The organism is Halomicronema sp. CCY15110 (assembly GCF_016888165.1).
Classification (GTDB): domain Bacteria; phylum Cyanobacteriota; class Cyanobacteriia; order Phormidesmidales; family Phormidesmidaceae; genus Halomicronema.
In genome coordinates, this window is record NZ_JACSWC010000431.1 from 1 (window position 1) to 17779 (window position 17779).

Here is a 17779-nt window from a genome sequence, read left to right on the forward strand (position 1 = left end):
GCCATCGCCTCCTTGACCGGCTATGACTTTATCCTTGAGGCTCTATTCTATGCAGCTTTATAGAGAATTGGTATAAGCAAATCGGCCTCAGAAAAATTGGCCCCCATCAGCAGGGCTTGGTGTAGCCTGGCCTGCGATAGCTGCGCCCCCGCAAAGGACACCCCCACCAGCATGGCCGACGACCAAGACGAATTGCGCAACCGGGCCTTGGCAAACGTTGAGCGACTGCAATTCGACTCATCGAGCTGAGCCGAAATCAATGATGCTTCCTCAAAGTGAGCTTGCGTCGCCTGGATGCCCCGGAGATTGGCCTTGTCAAAGCAAGACTGTCGGGCATTCACCTGGGTCAAATCGGCTTCATAAAGCTGGGCAGCTTTGGCTACCGCACCTTGCAGTGTGGCTTTGAAAAGTCGGGCCTGAGTCAACACTGCCGCTGACAATTCCGCATCGGACAAATCACTGCCAGACAAATCAGCCCAAACTAGCGTTGCGTGGGAAAAATCGACCGCTCGGCATGAGGCGTGCTGCAACTGCGCTCGACGCAGATAGGCCCGAGAAAAATCGCCGCCATCTAAGCAACTGAAATTGAGATTCAGATGACTCAGTTCGGCTTGGGCAAGTGATTGCCCTGCTTGCAAACGAGCCATCACAGAAGAGACTTGCAGCTGCGTCATGATCAGTTCCACTCAACATGAAATCATCATAGTCAAGTTTGGTATCGTTCAATACAGAATAAATTCTAAATTTGCCGCCACTGTACACCACTTCTTGTCGGCATTCTGCCCGTCGTGTTGAGGGGGCACAAGCACCGGACACGACCATACAGGCCCCGCTAGTGGTGCCAAGCAAACAGGTGATCGGTCACTCAGGCGCGATCGCCCCATCGTCGTCTTCTCCAGTCCGGCAGCGACCTGACTACCCCGATGTGGCGGAACGATGGGGCGAAGCCGTGCTCCTAACGCATGAGGCCGCGCTTGCCGTTGGGATAGACGGTGGCCCAATTCGTCCTGGCGGCAGTCAGTTGGTCATCGCTCACGCGCGCGCCCGTCAGGTCGGCTCCGCACAGATTCGTGCCTTTTAAGTTGGCGTTAGAGAGGGTGGCATAGTTGAGATTCGCCCCGCGCAAATCAGCCCCCTGCAGATTGGCATTGGTAAAGTACGCCCGCCCGAGATTCGCCCCGCGCAAGGAAACTTGGGTCAAATCGGCTCGACCAAAGTTCGCCCCACTCAAATCAGAATTTTGAAAATTGGCTTTTTTCAGTTTTGACTCTACAAAACTGGTGCCCGCTAAAGACAACTTTGACAAATCCAGGGCGAACAGTGTCAACAGTGAAAAATCGCGCCGTCCTTTGGCATAAGCCTGCTTGAGTTCCTCGGCGGTGAGTTTGGTGTTGCCGCCCGAGCGTGACCCAGTGGTCATGCGGGAATTGCGAGTTGTCATGCCCTGGCGGCTGTTGGCGCTACTGTTGTCCGAGCGCGAGTTGGCCCGCTCACGACGCGCCCGAATGGCCGCCGCCATGCGAGAAGAGGGCGAAGAGGCCGAGTCACGACTGCGACCTTCACGCAACTGTTGATAGTCTGACCCGCTACTGAGATCGCCTTTGCTGTCTTCGCGACCACTGGTGGAGTTGGGGAACGCCAGGTTTTGTGCCAGGCTGTCCATATAAGGTTCGAGATCCAAATCGCGCAAGACCGCATCCACTGACTGATAACGGTGACGCACGGAAATTTCCAGCATTTTTTGCAGCACGTCGGCAAAATGATCGCTGACATGCACTAAATTACGCCACATCATTTCCCCAGTGGTGGGGTCATAGTCTAAATCTTTGGGAGATTTGGCGGTAAGCAGATAAATGCAAGTCACCCCCATGGCGTAGATATCGCTGGCATATACCGGGCGCATGGCCATTTGCTCCGGCGGGGCGTAACCGGGGGTGCCAATGGCATAGGCCGTCAATGCGGTTTGGTCAGCCGTCTCTTGGGCGGGCGCAACTTTATCTTTGACCGCACCAAAGTCAATCAGCACGAGCTTTTTATCTTCGCTGCGACGGATCAAGTTCGCGGGCTTAATGTCGCGGTGAATAATCTTACTGTCGTGAACGTATTGGATTAGAGGTAGGGCTTCACTGAGAAACTGCCGCACTCCGGCTTCGGTAAACGGGCCACCGCCTCTGACTTCTTGTTGTAGGGTTTTACCATTAATAAATTCTTGAACCAAGAAGAACTCTTGATTAGTTTCAAAATAGTCAAGGAGTCGGGGGAGTTGTGGATGGTTGCCGATTTTGCCGAGAATTTTGGCTTCTCGCTGGAATAAATCACGGGCCATGTCGAGAATGTGTTGGGCATCAGCTGAGGGGCGGAGTTGCTTGATGACGCAGGGCGGGTGTCCCGGCAAAGATTCATCCCGCGCGAGGAAGGTCGCACCAAACCCCCCCCGCCCCAAAGCTCTTAAGGCGCGGTAGCGATCGCGCAAGATCAATGAGGACCCGCAAGCCTGACATTCATTCGTCCGCGGCGGGTTCTTGGGTTTTGGGCAGTCTAAATTAATGCAGTAACTCATGCGACCCGAGGTAATGATGTGTGCCCGTGTAGTACGTTTAGGCGCAACAGACTATAGAACGCCCTGAAGTTACAGAGACCGCGTTACTCCTAACTCCATACTATCGATTACGGCTAGCTACATATACGTCCGCAAAGACGCTGAATCATGAAAGCCATGTGAGTGATGTCACATTACTCTAATTATTCCCACCTTCCCAGAGGGGTTTGATGCCCTTTTTAAGATTCTGATAAAGTTCTCACCGCATCCCCTTAAAGAAATGGCTGAAATCGCCGCTCGGTCGTATAAGCAGCCCCACTTCATCAGAGCTGAGGAGTAGCTAGGGGCGATCGCTCTGGCTCCCAACTGAGACCAGGCGATATCGTCTGTGATCCCCTCTCCGCAAAGGAGACAGCCACCTGAAAGGCACTCCCCTGTGGGACCATCCCGCCCCCCGATCCTGATCGTTCGCGATGGCTACAGGTTTTGAGGCAATCCCTAGAGTAGACTGACTAGGGGATGTTTCAAAAGTTTGCAAACTGCCGCCGGATGACCGCAACGATTGCGTACTGGTTGATAGTGGCACTAAGGCAAACGGCCATGATTTACTGTCCCTGAGTCGCTTGGGCCAGATGTAGCGAACTCGTTGCCCCCGGCTCGAATCGGGCGATCGCCCCCCGACTCGTTGATTGTTGACTGTCACAAATTATCGAAAGAATCGATGCGGATCTCTCTGAACTGGCTTAAAGAACTCGTTGACATCACCCTATCGCCAGAGGCGTTAGCCGACGCCCTCACAATGGCCGGGTTTGAGGTTGAAGATATTGAAGACCGCAGTCAATGGGCCGATGGCGTGGTGGTGGGCTATGTCACCGAACGGCAGCCGCACCCCAACTCTGACAAATTGAGCCTGTGTACGGTAGATATCGGCGCTGATGAACCTTCTTCCATCGTCTGTGGTGCTGCGAATGTCAAAGCGGCTAGTTACGTTCCCGTGGCGACCGTGGGCACCCACTTGCCGATTCCCAATCTCAAGATTAAACCCCGCGAAGTCCGGGGGGTATTGTCAGCGGGGATGATTTGTTCCCTGGCGGAGCTCGGTTTGGCGAAAGACTCCGCCGGCATCCATATCTTCTCCGAGTCGGATTTAACCGTGGGCAGCGATGCCCGTCCCCTGCTGGGACTAGATGATGTGGTGCTGGATGTCACCTCTACCGCCAACCGAGCCGATGCCTTGAGCCTGGTGGGTATAGCCCGCGAAGTGGCGGCCATCACGGGGGCTGAGCTGAAAATGCCGATCGCCCCCGCAGCTACACCCCAATCGGCCGCCTCGACGGTGGCAGTCAAGCTGACGGATGAGAAAGCCTGCCCGATCTACATTGCTACAGCGTTGAATGGCGTGAAAATTGGCCCTTCGCCAACCTGGCTACAGCAACGGCTACAGGCCGCCGGAACCCGCCCCATTAATAACGTGGTGGATATCACCAACTATGTATTGCTGGAATGGGGCCAGCCCCTGCACGCCTTTGATGGCGATCGCCTCGCGACAGCCGCCAATCGCTCCGACTATGAACTGGGAGTGCGCTACGGCAACGCGGGAGAATCGCTCGTCACCCTGGATGGTCAGGAGCGATCGCTCAAGCCCGAATCTCTCGTCATCACCGCCAATGACCAACCCGTCGCCCTGGCGGGGGTGATGGGCGGTGAAGCGACTGAGGTCATCGACAGTACCACGGCTGTCACCCTCGAAGCGGCCTATTTTGATGCGGCGGTGATTCGGAAGTCGGCCCGCAGCCAGGGATTGCGGACGGAAGCGTCGGCCCGCTACGAGCGCGGCGTGAATCCGGCGGAGTTGGGACTGGCCTGCGATCGCGCTGTCCATCTGATGACGACCCTGGCCTCGGCCCAAGTAGTTTCTCAGGTGACCGATCCCACCCCCGTGGGCGAAATCGCGCCCACCCGCACCCTCAATCTGCGGTTGTCGCGAGTCCATGCGATTCTGGGGTCGGTCACCAACGTCGGCGAGCATCCCGTTCCGTTGCCCGCACCTCAAGTCAAAAGCGTTCTGGAAACCTTGGGCTGTACGGTTGAAGCGAGTGGTGATGACGGGTGGCGAGTCACCGTACCGCCCTTCCGCTATCGCGACCTGGAGCGCGAAATCGACCTGATTGAAGAAGTGGCCCGCATCTATGGCTACAACCACTTTGCCAACACCTTGCCCCAAGCCGCCGCTGGGGGAGAGCTGTCGCCCGAAGCGGCCCTGTCTCAAAAGCTGCGGCAAACCTGCCGGGGCGCGGGATTGACCGAGCTCATTCACTACTCTTTGACCAAACCCACCACCCCCGATCAGGTGGTGTTAGCCAATCCCTTGTTTCCTGAATATTCCGCCCTGCGCACCGACTTGATTGACGGTCTGGTCAAAGCCTATCGCTTCAATCTGGAGCAGGGCAATGGCCCCTTGAACGGGTTTGAAATTGGCCGCATCTTCCAGTTGGTAGACGGTCAACCCCAGGAATCGGAAGTGGTTGGCGGCATTTTGGGCGGTGATGCCCGACAAGGGAAATGGGTGACCAGCGATCGCCCCCAACCGCTCACTTGGTTTGAGGCGAGAGGCACTTTAGAAGCTATTTTCCAACGGTTAGGTCTGACGGTAGATTGGCGGGCCGATCGCGAAGATGAGCGCCTGCATCCTGGCCGAACCGCGTCTCTGTGGGTGCGGGGTCGGTTGCGGCTAGGCACCTTTGGGCAGCTGCACCCCCAACTCTGCCAAGCCCAGGACTTGCCCGATGAGGTTTACGTCTTCCAGCTCAATTGGTCAGCGCTGGTCACCTGTCTCGCCACGGAACGGCGCAAAGCGGTGAAATTCCAGCCGTACTCGACGTTCCCCGCGAGCGATCGCGACATTGCCTTTTACGCGCCGGTTGCCGTCACCGTGGCCGATTTAGAAAAAGCCATGACCAAAGCCGGAGGCAAACTGCTCAACTCAGTCACCCTGTTTGATGAGTACCAAGGGGAATCGGTGCCGGAGGGGCAACGAAGTCTTGCCTTTCGGTTGGTTTATCGCGCTTTAGATCGCACCCTCACCGACGACGATGTGGAACCCGTCCACCAAAAAGTCCGCGCCGCGTTAGAAAAGCAGTTTAAGGTAGCCCTGCGGAGTTAGACTCGACGACTTTGCCTCACCTACACCCGGCATCTGTTTACAGAAGATGCCGGGTGTGCACTGTTAATGGAGCGAATTTATCGACACTGATGCGGGCGAAATCAGGGCTGAATGGTGCCCGATCGCACTCCTTCGCTGTATTCGCGATCGAGTTTGAACACGACCACAGCCATGGGCGGCAACGTCACGTCAATGGAATAGGCTTGGCTATGATACGCCCAGTCATCTGTCCACTTACCGCCGAGATTGCCCATGTTGCTGCCGCCAAATTCGCGGGCATCGCTGTTAAAGATCTCGCGATAGTAGCCGCTCTCGGGTACGCCCAGACGGTAGTGGCTATGGGGCTGGGGAGTGAAATTGCAGATGATCACCACAAAGTCATGACTGTCGCGATCGCGGCGAATAAACGACACCACGCTGTGCCGGTTATCGTTACAGTCAATCCACTCAAAGCCATCTTGCGAGAAGTCGTTGGTATAAAGCGCGGGCTCGCTCTTATACAACTCGTTCAGCTTCGTCATAAAGGTGTGATGCTTTTGGTGGGGCTCATATTGCAGCAGGTGCCATTCCAAATCGCCCCACACATTCCACTCGCTCCACTGCCCGTACTCCATGCTCATGAAGAGGGTCTTTTTGCCGGGATGCGTAAACATGTAGGAAAAAAGGCACCGCATATTGGCAAACTTTTGCCACTCATCCCCCGGCATTTTGCCGAGCATATTGCTCTTGCCGTGCACGACCTCGTCGTGGGACAAGGCCAGCATAAAGTTTTCACTAAAGGCATACCAAATGCTGAAAGTCACATTGTTTTGGTGGAATTGCCGAAACCACGGATCCATGTGGAAGTAATCCAGCATGTCGTGCATCCAACCCATATTCCACTTGAGGTTGAAGCCGAGGCCGCCGACGTAGGTAGGCCAAGACACCATGGGCCAAGAGGTTGATTCTTCCGCAATGGAAAGCACCCCCGGAAAATAGCTGAAGACCACATGGTTCACTTGCCGCAAGAAGTCAGCCGCTTCGATGTTTTCGCGACCGCCATAGTCGTTGGCGACCCAGGCCCCGTCTTCCCGCAGGTAGTCAAGGTAGAGCATCGACGCCACGGCATCCACGCGCATCCCGTCGATATGGTACTTGTCAAACCAAAACAGGGCATTGGCCACGAGAAAGTTCCGCACCTCGTTGCGCCCATAGTTAAAGACCAGAGTGCCCCATTGCTTGTGCTCGCCCTGACGCGGATCCGCATGTTCATACAAATGGGTGCCGTCGAAGAAGGCCAGACCATGACCGTCTTTCGGAAAATGACCCGGTACCCAGTCAATCAGGACGCCAATGCCCGCCTGGTGGCACTGATCGACGAAGTACATGAAATCTTCGGGGGTGCCGTAGCGCGAGGTCGCGGCATAGTAGCCCGTGACCTGATAACCCCAGGAACCGTCGAACGGATGCTCCGCGATCGGCAGTAACTCAATATGGGTAAACCCCAACTCTTTGACGTAGGGAATCAGTTTAGCCGCGAGTTCTCGATAAGTGAGGAAGCGTGCCCCGGGTTTGAGATCCGCCACCTGTACGGCTGGCTGAATCGTGCCATCGGGCAGCTGTGCGGGGTCAGCCGAGGAGCCATGGAGCCAAGAACCCAGATGAACTTCATACACCGAGACGGGGTGATCCAGTGGTTCAGTGTGTCGTCGCTGCTCCAGCCAGTCAGCGTCCTGCCATTCGTAGGCATCGAGGTCGGTGACGATGGAAGCGGTTTTGGGCCGGACTTCTTGCTGAAAGCCGTAGGGGTCAGACTTTTCGTAAATGTGGCCGTGGGGGTTTTTGATTTCGTATTTGTAGTGCTCGCCGTAGCCAATTTCGGGGATGAACAGCTCCCAAATGCCGTTGCCGATGCGGCGCATTTGGTGCTTGCGGCCATCCCAATAGTTGAAGTCACCCAACACCGAAACGTTGCGTGCGCCCGGTGCCCAAACGGCAAAGTAAACCCCGCTGACGCCATCGATTTCGGTGACGTGGGCTCCCAGTTTTTCGTAGATGCGGTGGTGGTTGCCTTCGGCAAACAGATGCACATCAAAGTCCGTGATGTGCCGTGTTTTAAAGGCGTAGGGATCGTAGACGAAGCGCTCGTGTTCCCCTTCCGTGTACTTGAATTGATAATTGCTCAGCTCTTGGGTGGTGAGTACGCATTCGAAAAAGTGGGGATTATGCCCCTTTTCCATCGGGTGTTCGCTACGGCTTTCGGGCAAGACGACCCACGCTTCGTCGGCGGTTGGCAGATAGGCTCTGATGGCCCATACCGTCTGGCCATCTTGTTGAATCATGTGGGGACCCAGGACCTCGAAGGGATCGTGGTGCTGGTTCCAAACAATGCTATCAATCTGCTCTGGAGCAACCGTAACAGCCATAGGTAACCTTATATAAAACGGATTTCAGCAGCGATTTAAGAGTGAGCTTCCCCACTAGGCTTTGATTGAGGAGGTTTGTCATCTATGCGGATTAGATTAACAAAACTTCGTAACAAAATTAGAATTTACGGATAAAAGAGAGCAGTTTTTTCGATTGGCTATGGCAAAAAGGGGATCACGGGGCGCAGCACTCGGCGAATCTGTAGGAGAAAGACAATTTCGCGGATTTGGGGATCGAGCGTGGGTGCTGGATAGTCCACGATCGCGGCCTGCAGGTCTTCATACTCCGCTGGGGTCAGGGGGGTACCGTCAATGGGCGATCGCGCCTCCAGAATAATTTCTGTGCGCATCCGCTCCTCGGGCATCTCTTCGGGGGGCGGTAGCGCCCGACCTGCTGTCTGTCCGGACAACAGGCCAACCCCAGTCAGTAACGGCAACAGTAGGGCAGAAAACTTCATGCAAATAACAAATAACGGTGGCGCGGAAACTGCTCACACCATACTCTTTCGCGCCGCATCTGTAACCCTGCATCCTCAGCCCTGGTGGCAGCGGAACTGCTGGGGCGCTGCGCCCGTCACGTAGGGTTACGCAGTATGTTGATGAATGACTAGCCGACGACGGGCGATCGCCCCTGAATGAGTTCGCCAGCAACAAACGGCATAATAGTTGGGGCAGTCAGGTCAAGACTCGATACCCTGAGGACGAATTAGACAAGGATTGGCAACATGAAGCATGTATTTTCAAGGACTGTCGGGCTGTTGGCGACGATGGCCGCCCTATCTGGAGGGATGTGGCTCGGTACCACCGCCACCGCCAGCGCTCAAACCATTCTTGAAGAAGAAGGCACCATTGCCCCAGCGCTACAAGATTATCCGCTAGCGATCGCGGCGGGAGACATCATCGCCATCGTCGTCACCAGCGAAGACTTTGACACGATGGTGTCTTTGATTGGTCCCAATGGTGAAGAAGTCGCCTTTAACGACGATTACGGCGGCACGCTGAACTCTCGGATTGTGTTTTCGGCAGAGACGAGTGGCGACTATATTATCCGCACCATGACTTATGACGGTCAGCAGGGCGGGGATTTCACGCTAGAAGTGCGGCCCGCCTCACCGTATGAAGTCGCCTTTAATGAGGCGCAGATGAGCCTAGAAGAACAAGACTTGGCTGCCGCGATCGAGGCGTTTTCCGTCGCCATTGAACTGGATGACAGTAATCCTGAAGCGTTTTTGGGGCGGGCTGATGCCACGTTTGGTCAAGCCCTGGATGAATGGGAAGCCCAGGGCAACTTTGACGAAAGCGTAGACGCTTCCTTTGAAGAGCAATTTCTGGAAGATTTACCGCCATTGGTGCGGGATTTGATTGTGACTGATTTTGAAACGGCGGCTGAGCTCTACGAAGCGGATGGCGATCCCTTTACGGCGCAACGCCTGCGAGAACAAATTCTGTATATTGAAACGGGGGAAGCACCTGGCCCGACCGGCGGTGGCCCACGTGGTGAATAAGGATTTTTCGCCCGGTTGAAGGGAGCGGCGATCGCCGCCAAACATTTTTTGCAATTCTGTCCGGATGCGCCTGCTCCCTTCAGTAGAAAGGAATGGTAGATGCACCCTGATTTCTAACCCTCGGCCTCACGGTCGGGGGTTTTTTATTGCTGGTGAGCGGGCGCTTGATAGCAAGCCATCAATATCTAATCCCCGATGGGTTACCGATGAAACCGCCCTGAGGTTGAACAAAAGCGATACACTAACCTCGACAGGTCTACCCAATGCCCCATGCTTCTCGCCATGGGGATGAACGTGTGCAGCCGCGATCTCGACTCATGTACCAGAGCGATCGCCCCTGGCTGCCGATGCAGAGCCTGTCAGGTTGAATTGTTCAAGTCTTCAAACGCATGCCATCCACCACGCCGATTCCCATCCTGTTAGTCACTGCTGACCAGTTGCAGACCCACTTCAAAGCCGAAAAAAGCTGGATCGACGCCATGGGATTCAAGGCCGAGCCCGGCACCTTTTGCCTCCTGCCCGGCACGCAGCAAAGTTTATCAAAAGTATTGGTGGGTCGCCCCGAAACCTTAGACATGTGGCTGCTCGGGCTGTTGTCCCAGTCCTTACCGGTGAATCGCTATGAGCTCATCAGTGACTTGACGCCGGAGGAGGCCACCGCCCTGACCTTGGGATGGCGACTCGGGCAATATTCCTTCAGCCGCTACAAGCAAAACAAACCGGGGGCGATCGCTGAGTTAGTGCCCCCAGATCAGGCCGACACGGCTTACATCGAAGCGGTCGTCGAGGCGACTTCCCTGGCTCGGGACCTCATCAACACCCCGGCTAACGATATGGGGCCAGACGACCTCGAAGAAGTCGCTCGCATTCTCTCGGTAACTTATGACGCCGATTTGAGCGTGATCAAGGGCAAACAGCTCGAAGCCGAAAACTACCCCATGATCTATGCCGTGGGGCAAGCCAGTGTGGCGGCACCACGGCTGATTGACCTGCGCTGGGGCGATGTTGATGCACCGAAAGTGACCCTAGTGGGCAAAGGCGTGTGTTTCGACTCTGGCGGCTTGGATTTAAAGCCTGCCAAAGGCATGTTGATGATGAAAAAAGACATGGGCGGCGCGGCTCATGTGCTGGGCCTCGCCACCATGATCATGAAACTCAACCTACCGGTTTGCCTGCGTGTCCTGATTCCAGCGGTGGAAAATAGCGTGGCGGGGAATGCGATGCGGCCGCTCGATGTGATTCCCACCCGCAAAGGCATCACCGTCGAAGTGGGCAATACAGATGCTGAGGGGCGGCTAGTCTTGGCCGATGCCCTGTGGGCAGCCAGTAGCGAACAGCCCGAACTCATCGTAGATTTTGCGACCCTCACGGGGGCAGCCCGAGTGGCCCTGGGGACTGAGTTACCAGCCTTTTTCTGCAACGACTCCGCATTTTTGGAGCCCTTAGAAACGGCTATGCAGGCGACCACTGATCCGCTGTGGAATCTGCCGCTCCATGCGCCTTATCGGGATTTGCTCAATAGCAAGGTGGCGGATCTGTCGAATGTCTCCAGCGGTGCCTACGGAGGGGCAATTACGGCAGCGCTCTTCTTACAAGAGTTTGTTGACACCCAAATTCCCTGGATTCACATTGATGTGATGGCCTGGAATCTGCGCAATTTGCCGGGCCGACCAGAAGGGGGCGAAGTCATGGGGATGCGGACGATGTTTGAGCTGATCAAGCAGAGGATGGCCTGCCCTCAGGATTAAGAGTTGTCGCTAATCGAGCCGCAGTGGCATCGCGAATAAGCTACCGTGCAACTATCGCAAACGGGTGCTCCTGTCTGCGGGGCAACCCATCCACTCCGTTTTTCCTGCTGCCATGCGTTCCCGCCATTCTGACCCTGAGACTCGGCTCGAAACCCTGAAATTGATCATTTATCTGGTGCCGATTTTTGGCTTCTTTCCCTCGTTGTGGAGCCTTTACCTGCGGCAGGGCTCTCAGCGCGAGCAGACCGTCAGCAAAACGGCAGTGACTCTGGCTTTGGCCTGGGTGATGGTGTATGTGCTGACAGCCGCCGGGAGTCAAGCCTCTGACCTGGTCTCGACTCGCCTGCTGGTGACCAGTCTGTTAACCACAACCGGCTATTTCGTGACGAACTTATGGCTGATGGTGCGGCTCCTACAAGGCGGTTCAGCCCGACTCCCCGGCATTAGTAAATTGGGCGATCGCCTCCCCTAAAATTGGCTACCCCAGGGGACGGTTCCCGGTCGAATTAGTCGAATTAACTGATACGGAAAGGTCCCGATCAAGGGAACCGTCCCCTCTATCCTTGGCTTTTTCATCTATGATTTTTTGATGCTTTTGTTATGAGTCTGTCCCTAACTGTCAAATGTTCTGTGGGCAAAAAACTGGCAACTTGGCGATTCGTCACTACAATACTGGAGACTTTTGGCAAAGCCTGAGGAAAATTGGTGTCATCGCCCCAAAAAGCTGCTAGTATTTCAGCCATTTGAAAGTCCTTGAGAGCTTGCTTGGGGCATTGTCTCGCCCGGAGTCAGCCTGTTAAAATCTTGATGAGGATTGAAACAGGTGTACCACAAAAAGGGCGATCGCCTTTCTTCAGCTGGTGTCTGCCTACTTGCTAAGGGCGCTCTGCCAACGTTCTCCATTTTGACCAATCCCCGTGGTTTGAGGTTTCCTGTGTCTAGTCGAAAATCCTATCGCCCGATTCGCCACTATCAGCCCCATCCTTCCGCCCAAAAGGCGCGGCGGTTTCGGATTCCGAAATGGCTAGGGGTCAGTGTGGCGTTGTTGAGCGTTGGGACAATCTCAGCGGTGGGAGGGGCGATGATGGCCGTTTCGCTTAACAGCACGCCACTGCTGCACGACAGCCTCACCGAAGAAGAGTCTGCCGTCTTTAACAATAATGATCCGATTACGGCGGGCAATAGTTTGCAAGTGCCGAAGTTGACCCGCCCGGTCAATATCTTGGTGCTCGGCATGAAGGTGCTGACCACCGATGTCAATGACTTGCCCCCTGAGGCGCGTAATTTGGGTTATCACGCCCTGGTGAACTCCTTTGATGGCCTGTCGGATACGATGCTGCTGGTGCGTTTCAACCCGCATACTGACCAGCTCATCGTCTTATCGCTGCCGCGAGATACGCGAACCATGGTGCAAGGTCAAATGACCAAGCTGAATGAGGCGAATCACTATGGTGGCCCTGCTTTGGCCGCCCGCTCGGTCAGCGATTTGCTCGGCGGGGTCGAGATCGATCGCTACGTCCGCATCAATGTCCAAGGGGTCGAAAAGCTGATTGATGCTCTCGGGGGCGTGACGGTCAATGTGCCTAAAGATTTGCAATATCAGGACGACAGCCAACATCTCTACATCAATCTGAAAGCCGGGGAACAGCAGCTAGATGGTGATAAGGCCCTCCAGTTCCTCCGGTTTCGGTATGACGACTATGGCGATATTGGCCGTATTCAGCGGCAACAAATGTTGATGCGGGCCTTGGTCGAACAGGCGCTGAGTCCCAAAACGGTGGCGCGCTTACCCAAAGTTCTTTCGGTGGTGCAGTCCCATGTGGACACTAACCTGAGCATCGAAGAGCTGTTGGCCTTGGCGGGATATGCCGCTAATACCGACGCTTACAATACGCAGATGTTGATGCTGCCCGGTGATTTTAGTAGCAGCAGTGAGTTTGAGCTGAGTTACTGGTTGCCCAATCTCGGCGAAATTGACACCATGGTGTCGGAATATTTTGGTTATGGCACGCGTCAGGTCGCGGCGTCTGCCGATCCACAATCGCTGCGCATTGCCATTCAAGACAGCACGGGCAATGCGATCGCCGTGGATAACCTTGTCCAGACGCTTTACGACAGCGGCTACTATAACGTTTACATCGAGCGGCCCTGGAATTCAGAACTGCCCTTTACTCGGGTGGTGGCTCAGAATGGTGACTTGGCCAGTGCCGAGACGCTCCAGCGCTTTTTGGGCGTGGGCGATGTCCGAGTCGAGAGCACCGGCGTCCTCGACTCGGACATCACCATTCAAATTGGCCGTGACTGGCTCGATGAGTACGGCACCAGCTCTAGCTTGTAGGAATTAATATGGCAACGCCCCAGATCTTGCAGCTGCATGTGTGGCTATTGGATAGCGAGCCGCCGATCTGGCGTCGCTTTGAAGTCAGTGACCAAATCACGCTGGATGCGTTACACGGGGTGCTGCAGCGGGTGATGGGCTGGGAATTTAGCCACCTGTACGACTTTGAAATTGTCGGCGATCGCTACGCTTCCCCGTTTCCCGTTCCCCTCGATGGCACGCTGGATGCGACTACCCCTCTGCTAGCAAGCTTCCAACTCACGAAAGACACGCAGTTTACCTACACCTATGACTTTGGGGATGGCTGGCGACATCAGATCACGGTGGCGGACATCCTGCCTTGGCGCAGTGATGTGAAGTTACCCCGTTGCCTAGAGGGCGATCGCGCCTGCCCCCCTGAAGATTGCGGCGGCGTTTGGGGCTACGAAGGGTTGCTAGAGCGCTTAGCGGATCCTGAAGACCCCGAATATGAGGAATTGCTGGACTGGATCGGGGTTGACTTTGACTCCGAACGCTTCAAAGTTGACGCCGTCAACGCTCAGTTGCAGTCCGTCTAAACGAACCCCCTCGTCGCGGAAAAACCGACACGGCCAGCGACTAGCTGCGGTTGCCGTGTCGGTCGTTGACGGAATTGGGGGAGACCGCAGCTAGTTGATGCTCAATATTTCTTTACAATCCCTCAAGAAAGCATCGAGCTTGCTCTCAGCTTGGCGGGCGCGCGATCGCGGTTTTGTGATTTCGGATGCAGTTTCCCAAAGCTTGAAAAGGCTATGATCTGGCAACTCTACGGCATACTCTATATATAAAAGCTTCCTTAAGAATCCTCCCTAAGAAACCCCTCAAAGCCTCTCATAAATGTTACATTGGTTTACATGAAGGTGGTTGTGACGTGACGTTTCTCATTTTGGCTCTAGGCTGCTGAGCTGTTGCGATCAGATAACCGCGATTTATATCTGTGTCACTTATTCGCGCTGTTCCCATGAAAACAACCCAAAGTACTGATCTGGTGCGGACGTATTTGAAAGAGATTGGTCGGGTGCCCCTCCTGACTCATGAAGAGGAGATTGTTCTGGGAAAGCAGGTACAGCAACTGACGGCGCTGGAAAAGATTAAAGACGCCCTCGTTGATGAGTTGGAACGCGAGCCTACGGACCAAGAATGGGCTGAAGCGGCTGAGATGGCAGTTGGCGAACTCCAAACCTTGGTGCGAATTGGCAGTCAGGCCAAGCGCAAGATGGTTGAGGCTAACCTGCGGCTAGTGGTGTCTGTTGCTAAAAAGTACATCAAGCGCAATGTTGACCTGCTCGACCTGATTCAGGAAGGCACCATTGGCATGCAGCGAGGCGTGGAAAAGTTTGACCCGACCAAGGGCTACCGCTTTTCTACCTATGCGTACTGGTGGATTCGGCAAGCCATTACCCGAGCGATCGCGGAAAAAAGCCGCACCATTCGTCTGCCCATCCACATTACTGAAAAGCTCAACAAAATTAAGAAGGTGCAGCGCCAGCTATCACAGCAGCATGGGCGAGCGGCTACCGTGTCGGAGATTGCTGATGCTCTAGAACTCTCTCCCCAACAGGTGCGTGATTACTTAGAGAAATCCCGGCAACCGCTGTCGTTGGATTTGCGGGTCGGTGATAACCAAGATACCGAGCTGAGCGAGCTGCTTGAGGACGATGGCATTTCGCCCGAAGAATTTGCCACCCAGTCCTCCCTGAAAAGCGATTTGGACCGGCTCATGGTGGATTTGACGCCGCAACAGCGCCAAGTGCTCACTCTGCGGTTTGGGCTGACGGATGGCAAAACCATGACCCTGGCTAAAATCGGCGAAATTCTGAGCGTGTCCCGGGAGCGGGTGCGGCAGATTGAACGTGAGGCACTCTCTTCACTGCGCAAGCGCCGGAGCGATGTACGCGAGTACCTGGCTAGTTAGCCTGTTCAGCGGCTTAAGTTTACGAACGTTCAAAAATGGTCGAATAGTAGAGATCCGGGAAAGGTTGGGCGATCGCCTTATCGCTTGGGCGCTGTTTCTAGTTTTTGCGCCAACTCAGCTTTGATGCGATGCAAAATGGATGCCTCATCCAGATTGTCGAGAATGCGAGTGACCACAGGCTTTGGGCCTTCTGGCCCCCAGGTGGCACCATTGGCTAGGTACTGTTTAGTAACGAGGCCAATGCCATAGGTGGCGACCCCCACGACGGCGGCTTGGGTCATCGCAACCGTAGTATAAGGCGTGAGGGACAGTCCCCCCGTAGCTGGAGCGCTTACCCCAAGCAGCCCTTTCAAAGAGCTCAGCCCCAGGGTTACCATGAGTTCGCTCGCGGATATTCCCCCCAGCTCTAGGGCAATATTGCGCAACAGCTTGACGGCCCCTGCCTGCGTCATTGGCAGGCCATACAGGCGAGAGAGAGTCAGAATCATCGCGACATCGACGATCGCCCCCGTCAGCACATCCAACACAGTGACAGGATTGAGGGCGACAGCGATCGCCTTCGTCATCACGCTCCGCCAGATGATTTCATTGGCCATTTGTTCGCGAATGGCCAGTTTCTTCTGCACGATCGCCTCATTCAGCTCATCGGCATAAAGCAGCGTGTTCAGAGCGATCAACGCTAAGCCTTCCTGTTGCAGAATTTCTAGAATCTTGAGCTTGAGGGTTTCCACATCCGGTTTCCCCCGCTGTAACGTTGGGCGCAGGCGGCCATCCGCTTGGGGCTGAGCCACCGCCACTAATGGGGCCGCCGAGGCCATGACAATTTCATTGGGAGAAATCAGCTCCCGTAGACGTTCATCGACCAGGGCGGTGTAGATCGCCTGGCGATCCACAGCGGGATATTGGTCGATTTTGTTGAAAACTAACAGGATGGGTTTGCTGGCTTCCCGCAGTTGGGCCAGAGCCTCGAACTCGACACGGGTAATGTCTCCCGCAATGACAAATAAAATCAGGTCAGCAGTATTAGCCAGCTGGTGGGCCAAACGCTCCCGTTCGTCACCTGCCACTTCATCCAGGCCGGGGGTGTCGATCAGCTCGATGCGTGATTGCCCCACGCCCTGAAGGGTGGCTTTGTTGATGGTGGTGCGATCGCTGAGGGCTTCTCGACGGACCTGCCACTCGGTTGACTGAAGGGTTTGAGTGACTCCATGGGTCGGCCCAGTGGCGAAAATCGCTTCTCCCGCCAGCGCATTCAACAACGAAGACTTGCCCCGCCCCACCAAGCCAAAGACGGCAATTTGCACGACCGCTTGATCCAGTTTTTGCATTAACCCGGTGAGCGTTTGCACTTCTTGTTCAAGGCCCACCGCCTCACGCGGCGTCAGTTGCAGCCGCTCCAGAATCGACTGCAATGCGCCTTTAGCTTGGTCGTAGGTCAGTTCGGATTGCAGATCTTCAAATTCAACAATGACCGCATCCAACTCATCGGCCAAGTTGTTTGTGTCGGACACATCAGGCATATCAGGGGAGCGCCTATAAATCACGGAAGTCTTTCTAAGATACTGTGATACAAAAATCACATTAACGGCGGTTAACCGCCGATCAGGGTGGCCTATCGATGCGAAAATAAATGTCAGGATTGATTTATCTGTAGTGATGGAATTTCAGACAACCGCTCAAGAAGCCTGCTACAAGCGTATTGGCCCCTGGATGCACCATTTGTTTGGCGGCAGCGTCGTGCTCTTTGATGACGAACCGCTATTTGTGGTGAATTTTGGCTCAGCGGTAGCGTCTACCCGCGTGATTCCCTGGGAAGAGAACGATGCGTTGATTACGACCCGCTCCTATGTCGTCACCGACATTAACGTCACTCCAGAACTTTCCTACTATCTACTGCGCGAAAATAACGATATTCGCTTTGGTCGCTTTGCCCTCGATTCGGAAAATGACATCGTCTTTGAGCACAGTTTGGTCGGCTCGACCTGTGACCAAATTGAACTCCAATACTCAGTGACGACAGTAGTCAGCAAGGCCGACAATTATGATGATGAAATTGTGGCGCGTTGGGGGGGCAAAAGAGCCCTCGATCGCTGGTCTTCCTGGTAAACTTTCCAGAAAAATAATTGTAAAACCTGTGCTCGCGGTTAA

The 17779-nt window shown here is 55.0% G+C and carries 13 protein-coding genes; 8 read left to right on the forward strand and 5 right to left on the reverse strand.

Annotated features, from left to right (window positions below; genetic code table 11):
* Positions 1-47: 47 nt before the first annotated feature.
* Both JUK32_RS24450 and JUK32_RS24455 read right to left on the reverse strand, forming a co-directional pair.
* A complete protein-coding gene (locus JUK32_RS24450) occupies positions 48-674 on the reverse strand; it encodes a pentapeptide repeat-containing protein (RefSeq protein ID WP_204141493.1) in 627 nt (208 codons plus the stop codon).
* Between the two features lie 281 nt (positions 675-955).
* Positions 956-2560, reverse strand: coding sequence for a serine/threonine-protein kinase (locus tag JUK32_RS24455; protein WP_204141494.1), 1605 nt, complete (start codon positions 2558-2560; stop codon positions 956-958).
* Between the two features lie 700 nt (positions 2561-3260).
* Here JUK32_RS24455 and pheT point away from each other — a divergent pair.
* Positions 3261-5702, forward strand: coding sequence for a phenylalanine--tRNA ligase subunit beta (pheT, locus tag JUK32_RS24460; RefSeq protein ID WP_204141495.1), 2442 nt, complete (start codon positions 3261-3263; stop codon positions 5700-5702).
* Positions 5703-5803: 101 nt separating this feature from the next.
* On the opposite strand, the gene glgB is transcribed toward pheT, so the two are convergent.
* Together glgB and JUK32_RS24470 are read right to left on the reverse strand one after the other, a co-directional pair.
* Positions 5804-8107 carry a 1,4-alpha-glucan branching enzyme gene (gene glgB, locus JUK32_RS24465; RefSeq protein ID WP_204141496.1) on the reverse strand — a complete coding sequence of 768 codons (2304 nt, stop codon included), beginning with the start codon at positions 8105-8107 and terminating at the stop codon, positions 5804-5806.
* A 158-nt stretch (positions 8108-8265) separates the two neighbouring features.
* Complete coding sequence (locus tag JUK32_RS24470; protein WP_204141497.1) at positions 8266-8565, reverse strand: hypothetical protein; 300 nt, start codon at positions 8563-8565, stop codon at positions 8266-8268.
* A gap of 267 nt (positions 8566-8832) precedes the next feature.
* On the opposite strand from JUK32_RS24470, the gene JUK32_RS24475 reads away from it, so the two are divergent.
* The 6 genes from JUK32_RS24475 to JUK32_RS24500 all read left to right on the forward strand — a co-directional run bounded on the left by JUK32_RS24475 (position 8833) and on the right by JUK32_RS24500 (position 15631).
* The gene (locus JUK32_RS24475) at positions 8833-9612 is read left to right on the forward strand and encodes a hypothetical protein (RefSeq protein ID WP_204141498.1); all 780 of its coding nucleotides are present in this window, start codon (positions 8833-8835) and stop codon (positions 9610-9612) included.
* 389 nt (positions 9613-10001) lie between these two features.
* On the forward strand, positions 10002-11360 hold the full coding sequence (locus tag JUK32_RS24480) for a M17 family metallopeptidase (RefSeq protein WP_204141499.1): 1359 nt from the start codon (positions 10002-10004) through the stop codon (positions 11358-11360).
* 112 nt (positions 11361-11472) lie between these two features.
* Positions 11473-11832: a hypothetical protein gene (locus JUK32_RS24485; protein WP_204141500.1), complete on the forward strand. Its 360-nt coding sequence runs from the start codon at positions 11473-11475 to the stop codon at positions 11830-11832.
* 462 nt (positions 11833-12294) lie between these two features.
* A complete protein-coding gene (locus JUK32_RS24490; protein WP_309224627.1) occupies positions 12295-13698 on the forward strand; it encodes an LCP family protein in 1404 nt (467 codons plus the stop codon).
* A gap of 8 nt (positions 13699-13706) precedes the next feature.
* On the forward strand, positions 13707-14255 hold the full coding sequence (locus tag JUK32_RS24495; RefSeq protein WP_204141501.1) for a plasmid pRiA4b ORF-3 family protein: 549 nt from the start codon (positions 13707-13709) through the stop codon (positions 14253-14255).
* Positions 14256-14677: 422 nt separating this feature from the next.
* A complete protein-coding gene (locus tag JUK32_RS24500) occupies positions 14678-15631 on the forward strand; it encodes an RNA polymerase sigma factor, RpoD/SigA family (protein WP_204141502.1) in 954 nt (317 codons plus the stop codon).
* A gap of 77 nt (positions 15632-15708) precedes the next feature.
* On the opposite strand, the gene JUK32_RS24505 is transcribed toward JUK32_RS24500, so the two are convergent.
* Positions 15709-17151 (reverse strand): GTP-binding protein, encoded by a 1443-nt coding sequence (locus JUK32_RS24505; protein WP_204141503.1) that lies wholly within the window; start codon positions 17149-17151, stop codon positions 15709-15711.
* Positions 17152-17287: 136 nt separating this feature from the next.
* Here JUK32_RS24505 and JUK32_RS24510 point away from each other — a divergent pair, with 136 nt between their 5' ends.
* Complete coding sequence (locus JUK32_RS24510; protein WP_204141504.1) at positions 17288-17737, forward strand: YbjN domain-containing protein; 450 nt, start codon at positions 17288-17290, stop codon at positions 17735-17737.
* Positions 17738-17779: the final 42 nt, after the last annotated feature.